This is a genomic window from Vreelandella sp. DA03-1M (genome assembly GCF_055725665.1).
The window spans coordinates 3,629,680-3,645,020 of sequence record NZ_CM146798.1 but is presented as its reverse complement, the minus strand read 5'-3'; the positions used below and the strand labels follow the sequence as shown (position 1 = coordinate 3,645,020).

General features: G+C 55.5%; 14 protein-coding genes. 8 read left to right on the top strand and 6 right to left on the bottom strand.

Annotation, left to right across the window (positions count from 1 at the left end; translation table 11 throughout):
• Window positions 1-62: 62 nt before the first annotated feature.
• From ACXUPB_RS17015 to ACXUPB_RS16995, 5 genes are all read right to left on the bottom strand, one after another.
• The gene (locus ACXUPB_RS17015) at window positions 63-1,373 is read right to left on the bottom strand and encodes a short-chain fatty acid transporter (RefSeq protein WP_179916545.1); all 1,311 of its coding nucleotides are present in this window, start codon (window positions 1,371-1,373) and stop codon (window positions 63-65) included.
• 146 nt (window positions 1,374-1,519) lie between these two features.
• Window positions 1,520-2,809, bottom strand: a complete 1,290-nt coding sequence (locus tag ACXUPB_RS17010) for an MATE family efflux transporter (protein WP_179916546.1) — start codon at window positions 2,807-2,809, stop codon at window positions 1,520-1,522.
• A gap of 5 nt (window positions 2,810-2,814) precedes the next feature.
• A complete protein-coding gene (locus ACXUPB_RS17005) occupies window positions 2,815-3,063 on the bottom strand; it encodes a YfhL family 4Fe-4S dicluster ferredoxin (protein WP_008957577.1) in 249 nt (82 codons plus the stop codon).
• A gap of 78 nt (window positions 3,064-3,141) precedes the next feature.
• Window positions 3,142-3,636 (bottom strand): pantetheine-phosphate adenylyltransferase, encoded by a 495-nt coding sequence (coaD, locus tag ACXUPB_RS17000; protein ID WP_035562027.1) that lies wholly within the window; start codon window positions 3,634-3,636, stop codon window positions 3,142-3,144.
• A complete protein-coding gene (locus ACXUPB_RS16995) occupies window positions 3,636-5,516 on the bottom strand; it encodes a beta-ketoacyl synthase (RefSeq protein WP_179916576.1) in 1,881 nt (626 codons plus the stop codon). The genes coaD and ACXUPB_RS16995 overlap by 1 nt, the downstream gene beginning before the upstream one ends.
• Window positions 5,517-5,769: 253 nt before the next feature.
• Between ACXUPB_RS16995 and trmB the strand changes: the two genes are divergently transcribed.
• From trmB to ACXUPB_RS16965, 6 genes are all read left to right on the top strand, one after another.
• Entirely contained in the window at window positions 5,770-6,435 is a 666-nt protein-coding gene (gene trmB, locus ACXUPB_RS16990) for a tRNA (guanine(46)-N(7))-methyltransferase TrmB (RefSeq protein ID WP_179916547.1), read from the top strand.
• Window positions 6,432-6,761, top strand: a complete 330-nt coding sequence (locus ACXUPB_RS16985; protein ID WP_008957573.1) for a DMT family transporter — start codon at window positions 6,432-6,434, stop codon at window positions 6,759-6,761. The genes trmB and ACXUPB_RS16985 overlap by 4 nt, the downstream gene beginning before the upstream one ends.
• 9 nt (window positions 6,762-6,770) lie before the next feature.
• Window positions 6,771-8,258 carry a D-alanyl-D-alanine carboxypeptidase/D-alanyl-D-alanine endopeptidase gene (dacB, locus tag ACXUPB_RS16980; protein ID WP_035562035.1) on the top strand — a complete coding sequence of 496 codons (1,488 nt, stop codon included), beginning with the start codon at window positions 6,771-6,773 and terminating at the stop codon, window positions 8,256-8,258.
• A 34-nt stretch (window positions 8,259-8,292) separates the two neighbouring features.
• Window positions 8,293-8,664: a diacylglycerol kinase gene (locus ACXUPB_RS16975; RefSeq protein ID WP_008957571.1), complete on the top strand. Its 372-nt coding sequence runs from the start codon at window positions 8,293-8,295 to the stop codon at window positions 8,662-8,664.
• 49 nt (window positions 8,665-8,713) lie between these two features.
• Window positions 8,714-11,686, top strand: a complete 2,973-nt coding sequence (gene glnE / locus ACXUPB_RS16970; RefSeq protein WP_472953582.1) for a bifunctional [glutamate--ammonia ligase]-adenylyl-L-tyrosine phosphorylase/[glutamate--ammonia-ligase] adenylyltransferase — start codon at window positions 8,714-8,716, stop codon at window positions 11,684-11,686.
• A gap of 67 nt (window positions 11,687-11,753) precedes the next feature.
• Entirely contained in the window at window positions 11,754-12,647 is an 894-nt protein-coding gene (locus tag ACXUPB_RS16965; RefSeq protein ID WP_179916549.1) for an AEC family transporter, read from the top strand.
• 27 nt (window positions 12,648-12,674) lie between these two features.
• Here the strand turns inward: ACXUPB_RS16965 and ACXUPB_RS16960 are convergent, their stop codons facing one another.
• Entirely contained in the window at window positions 12,675-13,049 is a 375-nt protein-coding gene (locus ACXUPB_RS16960; protein ID WP_472953579.1) for a hypothetical protein, read from the bottom strand.
• Between the two features lie 225 nt (window positions 13,050-13,274).
• Between ACXUPB_RS16960 and ACXUPB_RS16955 the strand changes: the two genes are divergently transcribed.
• Window positions 13,275-14,900 carry a BCCT family transporter gene (locus tag ACXUPB_RS16955; protein WP_008957567.1) on the top strand — a complete coding sequence of 542 codons (1,626 nt, stop codon included), beginning with the start codon at window positions 13,275-13,277 and terminating at the stop codon, window positions 14,898-14,900.
• 78 nt (window positions 14,901-14,978) lie between these two features.
• Entirely contained in the window at window positions 14,979-15,125 is a 147-nt protein-coding gene (locus ACXUPB_RS16950) for a hypothetical protein (protein ID WP_472953578.1), read from the top strand.
• Window positions 15,126-15,341 lie beyond the last annotated feature (216 nt).

Sequence of the window (15,341 nt, the reverse complement as noted above, 5' to 3'; positions counted from 1 at the left end):
TTATCACTGCCCGCCGCCCAAATGCCGGGCAAACTGAGCGGCGGGCAGTCATTGGCTGTTTTTTAAAACCACATTAGGCCAACTGAAATGATAATGCCGGTAATAAACAGCTGAATCAGGCAGAAGCCCATAATGTCTTTTGCCTTCAGCCCGGCAATAGCGAGTACCGGTAGCGCCCAGAAGGGTTGCAGCAGGTTGGTCCAGGCATCACCCCAAGCGACTGCCATGGCCACCCGTGAAATGTCGGCACCTAACGCTTGAGCCGCAGGGAGCATCACTGGTGCTTGTACGGCCCATTGGCCGCCGCCAGAAGGGACAAACAGGTTCACAATCCCAGCGCTGATAAATGACCAGAAGGGGAGTGAGCTGGCGGTGGCAAATGAGATCAGCCACTCAGACATGCTTTCAGCCAGCCCTGATTGAACCATGATGGCCATGATGCCAGCGTAGAAGGGGAATTGAATAACAATACCCGCACCGCCTTTGATCGCTTCATTCAAACTGTTGAGAAGGTTGCGTGGCGTGCGATGCAGAACAATAGCAAGGAACAGAAACAGGAAGTTAACGACGTTAAGGTTCAAGCCGCCGCCGCGCAGCAAAAAGTGATCAAGCAAGAACAGCACGCCAGGCACCCCTACAAGTAGGGAAAGGGTCAAGCTGTTTTCAAGACGTTCTGCCGGACGAGTAATGCGTCCTACCGGCTCTGGCTTGTCGTTCAGTACGCTGGGGTCGACGTAGACGCTATCCTTCTCATCCGGCAGCATCATACGGTTCACCAGTGGTATGGCGATAAACAGGCAGACCACAATGGCGAGGTTGAAGAAGGCGAAAATCGTTGAGCCGGTGCTAATGACGCCAATCTGGTCAGCGGTAAAATGGCCTTCGGTGGCGATGGTCAAGGGGATCGAACCTGCCAAGCCGCCGTGCCACACCACAAAACCCGAGTAGGCACTGGCAACGAGGAGCCGATAGTCAACGCGAATCAGCCGGGCCAGCTCTTTAGCAAACAGCGCGCCGACCACAAGACCAAACCCCCAGTTAATCCAGCTGGCCGCCAAGGAAACCAGCGTCACCAGAATGATGGCGCCACCGGGTGTTTTAGCCGTACCAGCGATTTTTTGCAGAATACGTTTTACCGGCGGGGAGCTAGCCAGCATAAAACCGGTAACCAACACCAGCAGCATCTGCATAGAGAATGTCAGTAAACCCCAGAAGCCATCGCCCCAGAAGCGCAGAACCGCTAGCGGTGTTTGGCGCTCAATGGCGATCGCGGCGACCGCGGCAATTAACGTCAGCAGCAGAACGAAAATGTACGGGTCGGGTAGATAGCGCTCCACCAGCTTTACGGCCGGTTTTGAGATCATTTTAAGCATGGGATGCTCTCTTTATTCATTATTAGAAAGTGCCTAGTCAGTGTCTAGGAGGTGCATAGCTAATATACGGGCGAGCGCGCTGTTTTTCACGTTGAAGCTGCCCGCTACATCTCACGTTAACGCAACTGCCATTAATGGCGGCCATCTTAGCACCAGTGTGTGCGCCGGTAGCGTCGATAATAATGAATGAGTACTGCCGAGCGAACCAGCGTAAAGAGCATGAATGCAAGCCATAGACCGTGGTTACCCAGTCCCTGAGTGATCCACCAAGTGGGTAGATAAGCGGCAAGACCGATAAAGATACTGTTGCGCATTTCACTAACGGCGGTGGTGCCAATAAATACGCCATCGAGTAGATAGCTCCATACGGCGAACAGCGGCATGATCACCATCCATGGTAGGTAGTGTGCTGCCGTCGTACGTACCTCTTCAAGACCAGTGAGAAGCGCAATTAGCGCATTGCCGCCTAGTGCGAACAGTAAAGCGGCAGCGCCAGCCGTCCAGAAAGAAAAAACCGCAGCGGCGCGCACGGTAGCGGCAAACTCACGCCAATCTTTGCGCCCATAGGCGCGCCCAATCAGGGATTCAGCCGCATGGGCAAAGCCATCCAGGGCATAGCTGGTGAGCATGATAAATTGCAGTAGCACGGCATTGGCGGCGAGCACCGTGTCGCCTTGGCGGGCGCCCTGGGCGGTAAAGAACGCCATGGCAAACAGCAGGCCAAGCGTGCGCACAAACAGGTTAGCGTTAACGTTGAATAGGGCTGTATAAGCCGCTAGGGCAAGCAAACGCTCGCGCAAAAAATGTCCTTCTAGCCTCGTTAATTGGCGCAGTACTAAATAGCTGCCAAACGCTAGCGCACTATAGTCGGCGATCACGCTGGCCCACGCTACGCCATTACTGGTCATCCCCAGGCCTACCACAAACCATAAATCCAGCACGATATTGACGCTATTGGTGAGCAGCAGAATCATCAGCGTGACGCGTGAGTTCTGTTGCCCCAAAAACCAGCCCAAAATGGCGTAGTTGGCAAGTACCGCTGGCGCTGACCAGAGACGGATGTGGGCGTACTCACGCGCTAAATCGGTGGCTACTTCACTACCATCCAATAGCCACAAGCCTAACGTAATCAGCGGAGAGGCAAACACAATCAGCAGGGTACCGATCACCAGTGCCATGATCAGCGACTGTCCCAGCAGGTTGCGCACATCCGTGTCGCTCTCACGGCCCATGGCTTGTGCGACTAATCCCGTGGTGCCCATGCGCAAGAAACCAAAGCCCCAATAGAGAAAGCTGAAGAGAGTCGCACCCAGGGTAACGCCCGCCAGATAGCGAGAGTCGGGCAGATGCCCAACCACGGCGGTATCGACCAACCCAAGTAGCGGAACGGTGATATTAGAAAGAATGATTGGCCAGGCGAGGGCCCAAATCCGCATTAGGCTTAAGCGGCCGTGATGATGCGGTACTTCTTCATCAGCTGCTCTTGGCTTTCGTGGCGTTCTGGGTCAAGGGGGATACAGTCCACCGGACAAACCTGCTGACACTGAGGCTCGTCATAGTGACCTACGCATTCGGTGCATAGGTTGGGGTCGATAACATAAATCTCCTCGCCTGGAGAGATCGCATCATTAGGGCATTCGGGCTCGCAGACGTCGCAGTTAATGCACTCGTCGGTAATCATCAGGGCCATGGGCATACCTCGCGTATACGTTCACACTCGGGCGATTGTACCGCAATACCCGAGTGTTTTACTCAACAATGGCGTTGGCTAGCTAGTGTAGTGCTTACGTAGCGCTTCGGCGACCTGTGGATGCACCAAGCGAGAAACATCGCCACCCAGCTTGGCAATCTCGCGCACGATGGTCGAAGAAATATATGAATTTTCAACCGCCGGGGTTAAAAAGACGCTTTCCAGTTCTGGATTTTGCGCCCGATTCATGTTGGCAAGCTGCAGCTCATACTCAAAATCGGAGACCGCGCGTAGGCCACGCAGAATAATCGTCGCTTCCTGCTCATGCATCATGGTGGTGAGCAGGTTGGAAAAGCCGATGACTTCCACGTTGGGTAACGACACACAGACCTTTTTGACCAGTTCCATGCGCGTTTCCAGGCCGAGATTGGGGCTTTTGCCGGGGCTTGCCGCCACTGCGATAACGACTTTGTCGAACATGCGCGCGCCGCGTTCAATGAGGTCGAAGTGGCCATTGGTGATCGGGTCGAAAGTGCCTGGATAGACGGCGATATTGATTTTGCCGCTGCTCATCACGATGTCTCCTCGTCCAAACGGCCAAAGGGATTGTCACTGGTGAGCGAAACCGCGTGGTCGTAACCGGGAATATGAATCCTGTCGGCATGAATATCCAACTCTGGGCCTTCCAGCACTGCTTCACCGAACTGGTAGCGCGGTGCGTAGTGACCATGGTCTGCCTGAGCAAGGTAGGCCGCTGCCGCTTCACGGGTAGTCTCGCGACGCTCTTTCCAGGCACTTACGGCGGCGGCTCCATGGCGCTGAGCCAGCAGGCGCTCGGTCACCGCAGGTGAGAGTACAACACCGGTGGCATTATTGCCGCCGAAGCCTTTGGCGTTAATAAAGGCAGCGTCCGCGCGAAACGTTTGCGCCGTTTTTGAAAAACGTAACCGCTCGGCATAGACGTCGTCAGCCACCGCATCCAGGGTTGGGATGCCGGGCAGCAAGTCGTGGGCAAAGCTGCCCAGGGCGCTTGCCAACTGGTCTCCCGCCGCGGAGCCTTGGGAGTGACCGATAAAGGCTTTGATGGCCACGACCGGCCAGTCGTTAATGCCGTTGGCGCGGGCGATTTCGTCGAATACATGGGATTCGGTAATGCGGTTTTTGGGGGTGCTGGTACCGTGCGCATGCAAAAAGCTGCGCTCTTTAAGGGCTTTTTCACCCAGCATATCGCGCACCAGCGCAGTCGCTTTACCCAGGGTGATGTAATTACCAATCCCCGGCGCCGAAATCGAGCGCTTGTAACCGTCAGCATTGACGAATACGTCAGGCACCGCGCCGAGAATATCCGCGCCGACTTCCATTGCCAGCGCATCGTCCATCAGCAGCACAAACTGGCTGGCTTCCGCCATGGTAAAGCCGCAGTTGCGCGCAAAGGGGCGGCAGGCGCGCTGGTAATCGCTGTCGGTGAGCAGCTCCAGCGCATCCAGGGCTTTCAGGCCCGCGTCGTCGGCCAGCGCGCCCATGGCCCTGAAGCCCTCTATAATCTCCGGCGTAATGGGGGCGTCCGCGGTGCCTACCATCACCACACGGCGGCGTCCGGCCCGAATGTCGTCAATGCCCAGCCGCAGGTTGTAGAGAAAACTAGCGCAAGCGCCAAGAGCCGCCCCGGTGCCGCCCACGCTGCCGAGTACATAGGCATTCAAAAAGTCGGCGGGCATCTGACCATAGCCCAGCGGCATCTGCTTGGAGGTGGCACGCTGGCCGCTCACCAGGCTTTTCAGTAAGCCGCCCCAGCCCTGATCGTCTAACTGGCCAATGGAGTTACCTGCGTACACGGCAATATGATCCGGGTTTAACTGCTGACGCAGTGTCTCCCATGAGAGGCCGCTGGCGCCCAGGCAGTCGCTTGCGCCAAATACCGCCAGCGATAGGCCGCGGGGGTGGTGCACACTGCGGTAGAGGCTCGCCGGGTCAAAGCCGCTGGGTAGCTGAGCCGCCGCGCGAACCTTGGGTAGCTGGGCGTCAGGCAGCAGTACTTCAAGCACTCCGGCGGGCACCCTGACTTCTACCTCGCGGGCATCAATATCGCGTACCTGCCAATCAGCGGGCAGATTTTCAGGCAGTTGGCGGCGGCGCAGGGTAAAACGTAGCGGCTCGGCCAACTGCATGCTGGCGTGCCGATTAGACGGCATGCCGGGATCTAGAAAGCGCGGGTCTTCATTGCGGCGGATCAGGGTGTGGTTCAATACCTGATCACGCAGCGACTGAGCCGGGGCCTCTATGGGGTGGCCTTGACTGTCGTGCCACCCTTTTTCGGAGTGCTCTACTAGGCGCATAAGCGCCGCCAAGCCTTCCAGTGTCTGGCGTTGCTGGTCAGCAGGGAGGGCATCAAGCACAGTGCGGCGGAAGGCCTGATGGCCAGAGGTTCTGCCAGCGGGGTTGATGCCGCCCATGCCGACAATCACCGGTAAGTGTGACAAGCCGGGTTCCTCGTGATGCGGTGGTGGTAATAACAATTATTGACAACGCTCTAAGCCAGTCATAGCTAATTAAATTATAGCTAAGTCAATTATAACTAGCTCTATTATGACCAAAGCGATGCGCTTAATAAGTACCTAATGCGTGATCATAGCACCGGCCACGCAACGGCGTCATGCCGCAAGCGCTCGAGACTGTTAGAATCACGCTTTTCAGCCGAGAGATGGCATGCAGCATAATTCTCGACCAGTGACCTCTAATCAGCCAGGCCCGCATCAGGATTTAGCGCGCCGGGTCAACCGAGCGCTCACGCATCCATTACGTAAACCGATCGCCGAGCACACGCAGCGCAACTTTGCGCAGGCGGCCGAATGGCTGGCGAGCCGCCAGGCACCGCTGATACTTGATTCCGGCTGTGGCGTCGGGGTATCGACACGCCAACTAGCGGCGCAGTTCCCCGGCCATGCCGTGATTGGCATTGATCGCAGTGAGGATCGTTTGGGGCGTGATCACGGCGAACTGCCACATAATGCACTGCTAGTGCGCGCGGATCTGGTCGATTTCTGGCGTTTGGCCTATCAGGCAGGCTGGGCGCCCGAGTATCACTATTTGCTTTACCCCAATCCTTACCCCAAAGCAGGGCATCTCAAAATGCGCTGGCATGGCCATGCGGTTTTACCCACACTGTTGGCGCTTGGTGGGCACCTTGAGCTGCGCTCAAATTGGTCGCTTTACGTTGAAGAGTTTGCCTTGGCGGTGGCGCAGGTAACCGGCAAGCAGGCTGCAGTGGCTGAATTTGTACCTGAAGGTGACTATTTAACACCGTTTGAGGCGAAGTATGCTCAAAGTGGCCAAGCGCTGTGGTGGTTATGGGTTGATTTGGAGCGGATATGACGTTTGTTTATTTGGTATTGGCAATTGTGGCCGAAGTCATTGCTACGAGTGCATTAAAGGCTTCTATGGGCTTCACACGTCCATTGCCGAGCGTTGTGGTGGTGGTTGGCTACGGGCTCGCCTTTTATCTGCTTAGCCTGGTGCTGCGCACGCTGCCGGTGGGGGTCGCCTATGCGATTTGGGCGGGTCTGGGCATTGTGTTGGTCACCTTGGTCGGCATTGTGGTGTTTGGTGAAAAGCCCGACTTGCCGGCGGTACTGGGGATTAGCCTGATTGTGGCGGGTGTGGTTCTGCTGCAAGTGTTTTCCAAAATGAACGTGCATTGAGGTAATTTAATGGGTTCTTTTTTTACTGTTAAGCGTCTGCGGCGCTGGTCGCTGGTGTTCGGGATTGCCTCGCTGGCCCTGTGCACCAGTGCCAGCCTGTTCGCTGATTTCAACCGCCTGAGCCAACTGCAGAACAAAGGTTTCTCGATCAGTGCTGAAGCGCGCCTGCTTGACGCCGACACAGGCGCTAATGCGCTGCTGGGCAGCATTAATCCAGAGCGCCAGTTATCGCCCGCGTCTGTTACCAAGGCATACCTGGCGGCGGCGGCGCTGATCCGTTTTGGTCCTCAGCATCGTTTTACCAGCCAGCTAGTTAGCTCGGGCAGGGTTGAAGACAGAGCTGAAGGCGGTGTACTGCGTGGCGATTTAGTGTTTGAGGGCGGTGGCGACCCCGGCCTGACCACGGAAAACCTATGGCGCTTGGTGCAGCGTTTGCACTTAGCCGGGGTGCGTGAAATTGATGGCGCCTTGGTGGTCAGCCAGTGGCGGTTTGGGCCGGTTGACTGTATTACTACCGACCGCTGCGATGCCCTCACTCGGGTCACCAACGCCTACAGCGCGCCGCTTTCGTCAGCTGGCGTTAATTTCGGCAGTTGGTGTGTCAATGTCGCCCCCGCTGCTAGCGCAGGTGAGCCAGCCCGGGTGGGGCTGTGCGATAGCCAGACCTCGCTGATCACCATTGATAATCAAGTCGTCACTCGCCCAGCCAATAGCGGCACCGAGATTAGTGCTGAACGTATCACCGATGAACGTGGTGACGTGATGCGCCTGACGGGACAGATTTCGACCAATGCCACTGCCCGGGATGTTTATCGTGGCGCGGGCGATGCGGCCGAGAAAACTGCACAAGTGCTGATGGGTATGCTGAATCAGGCAGGGATTCAGGTAAGCGACTCATGGCGCGTCAGTTCGACCCAGCCGCCCAGCACGGCACAGCGCTTGGCCGCCGTCGATAGCCAGCCTCTGCAAGAAATATTGCTGCGCATCATGAACTACTCCAATAACTACATGGCCGATGTACTGGCGCTTGATCTGGTCGAAACGCCCCAGGCGCAGTTACGCCAGGCAGGCCAAGCCATTGAGTCTTATGTGCAGCGTCTTCCTGGGCATGGGCCATTAACGTTGTATAGCGGCAGCGGGCTGACGACGGAAAACCGCACATCGGCTCAGGGGATTAACGTGATGCTGGAAGACATGTTTCGGCAGAGCGCGCTGTTTCCAAGCTTTGTGGCCGCTTTCCAATCGCCAGCCAACGGCGTTATGCGCTTTATTCGGCGTGGCTCAACCACGTTTCAAAACAATGTCATGTTAAAAACCGGTACGCTGAATCAACCCTTTGCTGTGCGCGCCGCGGCGGGCTATTTTCGCACCGCGCAAGGACGCTGGGGAGTATTTAGTGTCATGGTCAATGGTAGCGGCAGTACGCCGTATTTAAGCTGGACTGAGGTGCTGGATCCATTATCACTGGATTTGGACGCCATGATTTTAGCGAACTGATTTTCCTTTACGCTCACAAGGTGAGGCGACCTGCATGAAACCAGGGCATACCGGTTTAACCCATTTGGTCCACTCCACGCGCTATTCGTGGAAGGGGCTTAAGGCCGCGTTTAGAAACGAGGCAGCCTTTCGCCAAGAAGTCGTGATTACTGCGTTGTTACTCCCCTTCGCCTGGTGGATAGGGGACAGCATCATCAGTTGGCTACTGCTGGTGAGTAGCCTGTTTTTCGTATTGATCGTCGAGCTCTTGAACAGTGCGATTGAAAACGTGGTTGATCGCATTGGCACTGAGCACCACGAGCTTTCTGGCCGGGCCAAGGATATTGGCTCCGCCGCTGTTATGCTGTCACTGATGATGGCTGGCCTTACCTGGGGGCTATTGGGTTGGGAAAAGTTTTATAGCTAAGCTGGTTTAAGAGCTGAATATTTTTAACACGCTGGACAGCGAGGTAGTTATGCAAGTGAACGACGATTTTTTACCGTTGTCGACGCTGCCAGCGTCGTTACAAAAAGCTACCCAGGCCGCTTGGCAGCGCTTAATTGAGGCGCTGACCCAAGCCGATAATATTGCTGAGATGACCCAGCAAGAGCTGCCTTCAAGCAGTTGGCAGGGGCTTTCTGAGCAGCGCCGTGAGGCGCTTGCTAAAGTGTTGGCCATTTCAACCTTCGCGCTGGATACCCTGGCCCGCTACCCCCAGTGGTTGGCTGAGTTGGATATTGCCGGTGAATTGGACGCAAATCCTGGGCGGGATGAACTGGCTAGCTGGTTGAACGAGTCGCTTGAGAGCGCCGATGACGAAGAGGCCATGCAGCGGGTGATTCGCCGTTTTCGCCGCAAGCGGATGGTCGGCATTATCTGGCGTGACCTTAACCGTACCCCCGGCTACGTTATGTGGGATACCGCCAAGGCGGTGTCTGAGCTTGCCGAAATCTGCCTGGAAGCCGCGTTGAGTTGGCTTGAGCAATTTTATGCGCCGCGCTGGGGTGAGCCCGCGCCACGCAAAGACGGCTCGCCCCAGCGCTTGGTTGTGCTGGGTATGGGCAAACTGGGTGCGGGTGAGCTGAATCTTTCCTCCGATATTGATCTGATCTTTGCCTTCCCCGAAAAAGGTGAAACCCAGGGCGGGCGCAAGCCATTAGCGCACCAGGAGTACTTTACCAAGCTTGGTCAAAAGCTAATCGGTGCTCTAGATGCTATCACGGCGGATGGTTTCGCCTTCCGCGTTGATATGCGCTTGCGGCCTTTAGGTGACGGCGGGCCGCTGGTGGGCAGTTTTTCCATGCTCTCCAGCTACTACCAGGATCAAGGCCGCGAGTGGGAGCGTTACGCAATGCTGAAAGCGCGGCCTGTGGCGGGTGATTTAGACGCAGGTGATGAGTTGCTGGCCGGGCTGCGCCCCTTTGTGTATCGCAAATATCTTGATTTCGGCGCGATTGAGTCGCTGCGTGAGTTGAAAGCGATGATTAACCGCGAAGTGAAGCGCAAAGGAATGCAGAGCAATATCAAGCTCGGCCCCGGCGGCATTCGCGAGGTTGAATTTGTGGTGCAGGCGTTCCAACTGATTCGCGGCGGCCGTGATACCGAACTGCAGGTGACATCGCTGAAAACCGCGCTCAATCGCTTGCCCGAGCTAGGCCTGTTGCCGCAAGAAGTGGTTGATGAGCTACTGCCCGATTACGCTTTTTTACGTGACGTCGAACACGCCCTTCAAGCGCTGGAAGACCGCCAGACGCAAACCTTACCCAGCGATGATAGCGACCGTGAGCGGGTAGCCTTCGCCATGGGCCATGAAGACTGGCCGGGGCTAATTGCCCAGCTTGATGAAGTGCGCGAGCGCGTGCGCCAGCACTTTGATGCAGTGATCGCGGACCCTGAAGAGGACGTAGATGAGGCCAACGATGACAGCCAGCTTGGCTTGGCCCAGTGGCGACTGATTTGGCGCGGCGAGCTAGAGGCGGAGGAGGCCACTGCGCACCTTGCCGAGGCGGGCTTCGGTGCGCCGGAAAAAGCCTTAAAGCGTCTGCAGAGTCTTTACCACTCCCGGCAAGTGCAAAGCATGCAGCGGATTGGCTTTGAAAGATTGGATGCGTTGATGCCGCTACTGCTGGATGCCGTGGCCGACAACGAGGCGCCGGATACCGCGCTGGCGCGGGTGCAGCCACTGATTGAGTCCGTCTTACGGCGTACCGCTTACCTTGCCCTGCTGCGCGAAAACCCTCAGGCGCTTGAACACCTGATGCGTTTGTGTGCTTCCAGCCCATGGATTGCCGAACAGCTGGCGCGTTACCCCATCCTACTCGACGAGCTGCTGACGCCGGAAACGCTCTACACCCCGGCCGATAAAGCGCGCCTGGCCGATGAGCTGCGCCAAACGCTGAACCGCTTGCCAGAGGATGACGAAGAGGCGCAACTGGAGGCGCTGCGTGTCTTTAAGCACGCGCAAACGCTTCATGTCGCGGCGTCAGATATCATGGGCACTCGGCACCTGATGAAAGTAAGTGATTACTTAACGTTTATCGCTGAAGTCATCCTTGATGCCGTACTGGCCATGGCGTGGAAACATATTACCCGCAAACATGGCGTTCCTGAGGGCCTGAATACCCGCGAGGCAGCCTTTCTGATTGTCGGCTACGGCAAGCTGGGCGGCATCGAGCTGGGCTACAGCTCCGATTTAGATCTTGTTTTCCTGCATGATAGTGATGGACAAGGCGCGACGGATGGCCCACGCCCCATTGATACACCCGTATTTTTCACCCGCTTGGGCCAGCGTATTATCCACCTACTTACCGCGGTAACCCCCACCGGCACGCTTTATGAAGTGGATATGCGCCTACGGCCTTCGGGGAATTCAGGGCTATTGGTAACATCGCTTAAAGCCTTTGCAGACTATCAGCGGCAGAACGCCTGGACGTGGGAACACCAAGCGTTGGTGCGCGCCCGTGTCGTGGCGGGGAGCGATGTGTTGGCCGAAAAATTCGCCCAACTGCGCGGTGATATTTTAGGCAATGAACGCGATAAAGCCGCACTGCGCGAAGAAGTGGTCAAGATGCGTCAGAAAATGCGCGACCATCTGGGCAGCAAAGCGACCAGTGATACGTTTAATATTAAGCAAGATGCGGGTGGTATGGTGGATATTGAGTTTCTTTGCCAATACGCGGTGTTAGCGCTCGCTCACCAAACCCCCGCGCTACTGAAGTATAGCGACAATATCCGTATTTTAGAGAGCCTGACAGAGAGTGGGCACTTACCTTATGAAGAAGCGGAGCGACTGAGAGAAGCTTACCTGGCCTATCGCAGCGCTACCCATCGAGCGGCGCTCACCGGTGAAAAAGCGCTCACCGATGGTGAAGAGTTTAGGCAACATCGCGATGTAGTCACCGCGCTCTGGCAGCACTTTCTTGAGTCACCAGCCACTGAAAATAACTAGCCCGGCAAACGGGTCACTCTGACTAGGAAGAAACAATGAAGCCATGGAGTCAGGCGGGGTGGCCCGCATGATTGGACATATTCTGGCCACACTATTGCCCGTTTTTTTAATCACCGGTTGTGGCGCTGCCTATGGACGCTATCGGAGACCCGACATTCGTAGCCTGAATACGCTCAATATGGAGCTGTTCGTTCCCCTATTGGTATTCGCCGTGCTGGCCGACCGCCAGGCGCCACTTGCTGAATACGCCTGGCTTGCTACGGCGGCTGTTGCGGTGGTGCTAGGGTCGGGGGTTGTGCTGTGGCCGGTGGCTAAGTGGCTTAAGCTGGATATTAAAACCTTTCTTCCCCCTATGATGTTCAACAATTCAGGCAATATGGGGGTGCCGTTACTGGTACTTGCATTCGGCCCTGACGCGCTGCCTGCCGCTGTAGTGGTGTTTATTGTTGAGATGCTGCTGCACTTCTCGGTAGGGCTTTATATGCTAAACCCGCGTACTTCGCTATGGCGGATGCTGCGCATGCCTATCGTGTTGGCGAGCTTGGCAGGGCTGGGGGTGAACACCAGTGGACTGCCGCTACCAAGCTGGCTGCTGGAGGCTATGCGTATGCTGGGCGAAGTATGTATCCCCTTAATGCTGTTTGCGCTAGGCGTGCGGCTGCTGGAAATTGACTTTAGCGATTGGCGCACGGGGATGCTGGGGGCGGTGCTCTGTCCGCTGTCGGGGTTAGTGATTGCGTTGCCATTAATGTGGCTACTGCCACTTAATGACATGCAAATGGCCGTACTGCTGGTGTTTGCAGCCCTACCTCCCGCGGTATTGAATTATTTGGTGGCAGAGCAGTACCAGCTGGCGCCACAAAAAGTGGCGTCGCTGGTACTGATTGGCAACCTGGGGAGTTTGGTGGTAATGCCGCTAACGCTAGCGGCAACATTCACATGGATACATGCACCGCTTTAACAGGCGGCGCGATCAGTGACTACCTATTTAACGACCATTTTTAATTTCACTGTCTTTAACTTTATAGTGACCTTCTAATGCGTCCTGATGACCTGGATGGCTGTTCGCAGAGGTATTTCCACGAGAATAACCACCGCCGATATCCTGCGCCTGCTGAGCACGCATTTGCTCCATACGTTTTTTCATTTTATGACGCATAAACGGCATCATTGCCCAGCCAATCAATAAGAAAAATAGGCCGAGTACCACACCTACTATCATCAACGCGCCAAAGGCCAACCACGTAAACAGCAGCTTTAAGCTACCTGCTAGGCCGGTGGGTTGGGTTTGCGCTGCACGGGCACGCCATTGGTTTGCCGCTTGCCATGCTGCGTTGCGTTGGTCGCGATTCATCTGTGGCATGAGAGCCTCCATCGGTTATTCGCACCCATTGGAACACAGTTGGTCTAGCAAGTTCACTGCATGGCGATAGGACGAAATGCGTCGTCGGCGGGGCATGCTCCACTGGCAGTGCGATTAGGTTTTCCAACTGTTACCATTAAGCTGTACAAAACAAGTTTGGCTGTACAAGCATGCTCTTAGTACGCAGTGCTTATCTAAACAGAGCTCATCTAACAGGACGGTTATATGGCTAATCATGGAGGCAAGTCGGTATTCATCGCATCAGTGGTGATTATTTTTGGCTTGGTAGTTGTCGGGGCGTCATTTCCTGAAGGATTTGCCAACGCGGCAGAGGGAGCGCTGACGACCGTTACCGAGCTATTTGGGTGGTTTTATCTTTTTTCTGTCTTTGGCTTTGTGATTTTTCTTTTTGGTTTGGCACTGAGTAAATACGGCAAAGTGCGTTTAGGCCCCCAGGACAGCCGCCCCAACTATACGTTTTTCTCATGGATCAGCATGCTACTGGCCGCTGGTTTTGGTGTCGGACTGGTGTTCTATGGCATGGCTGAACCCATGTTTCACTTTATAGAGCCCCCCTATGGCGACAGAACCGCTGAAACGGAAGCAGCCGCCCGTTACGCGATTCAATACAGCTACTTTAACTGGGGCATTCATCAGTGGGCAGCCTTCTCGATTGTGGGGTTGATCATTGCCTATTTTCAGTTCCGCAAAGGGCAGGCCGGGCTGGTATCTTCGGTGTTGTCGTCGATAACGGCTAAAAACCCTAAAATTCGCCCTTATGCTTCCTGGTTGGATGTCTTTGCGGTGGTTGCCACGGTTATGGGGGTCGCTACGTCGCTTGGATTGGGAGTGCTGCAGATGAATGGCGGCTTAAACGCCGTGTTTGGCCTGCCAGAAAATGGTTTTTGGCAGTTTGTGATTCTGTTCGTCATGTTCTGCGCTTATATGGCATCGACCTGGTCGGGCTTGGATAAAGGCATTAAACGTCTTTCTAACCTCAATATGATTTTGTGTATTGGGTTGATGCTGTATGTATTGTTCACTGGCCCTACCGTGGCGATATTAGAAACCATTACGGTGGGCATTGGCGATTACCTGCAGAACTTTATCGGTATGAGCCTGCGTATTTCCCCCTATAGCGATAACGAGTGGGCAAGCAGCTGGACGATTTTTTACTGGGCCTGGGTAATTGCCTGGTCGCCGTTTGTGGGTACATTTATTGCCCGCGTATCCCGCGGACGTACCATTCAAGAGTATGTGTTTGGGGTGCTGTTCGTACCGCCGCTGCTCGCCTGTTTGTGGATTGGCGTGTTTGGTGGCGCGGCATTACATATGGAGTTGAATGGTACCGATATCGGCCTAGCTGCCGCGACTCAGGATAATATAACGGTCGCCCTGTTTGAGATGTTTGAACTGATGCCCTTTACGGGCGCGCTGTCGGTTGTTGCGATGATGTTGATCTTTATTTTCTTGGTCACGTCCGCTGACTCGGCCTCCTATATCGTGGCGCAAATGACCGATAATGGTTCGATCAATCCGCCGCTCTATAAGCGCGTCATTTGGGGTGTGCTGATCGCCGCCATCTGCCTGACACTGATTGCATCCGGTGGTTTAACGGGGCTGCAATCCGCATCGGTGCTGTCGGCACTACCTTTCACCTTTATTCTGTATATGATGGTGTTTGTTTTAGTGCAGGAACTGCGCGCAGACCGCAAGGCGATGCTGACGCAGCTTTATCGTCGCCATGGGGAAACACCAGTGGGGGCTGACGCCTTTGAAGCCGAGCTATTAGGGGAAGAAGAGCGTCTTCGTCGTGCCCCCAATGTGGTCAACCGGCGCATTAATAGCTAGCATCGCTAGGGACAGGCAAGCTTTTTTGTTGCGGGAGCTTGCTATTTCAGGAGCACGATACATGGAGCGAACAGGCTAATGGCTCGGCAAGGACGCCATGGCGCAACGCGAAGGAAGCCCAAAGGGGTTGCCTTTGATCGTTGGCTCGACCGGGTGGTGACCGTAGCCGTACTGACGGCCATGGTCATTGGCTTGACCGCGGTGGCTGCCCACTGGTTGCTCTAACGCTGCTAGCTCTTTGCAAAGTTAGCTCTTCGCAATGGTCTTATCACAATGCCCGGCTTTTTTAAGCCGGGCATTTGCGTGTCTCTACCCGGTTCCGGCCCCGACGTTTGGTAAGCTAACTAGGCTAATCTTCACCTTCTCTAATCTGCCAACGCAAGCCGTGGCATATTGCTGGCTCCACCTGCTAGGCTTACGACTTCCTCTGTGAGAGTAAAC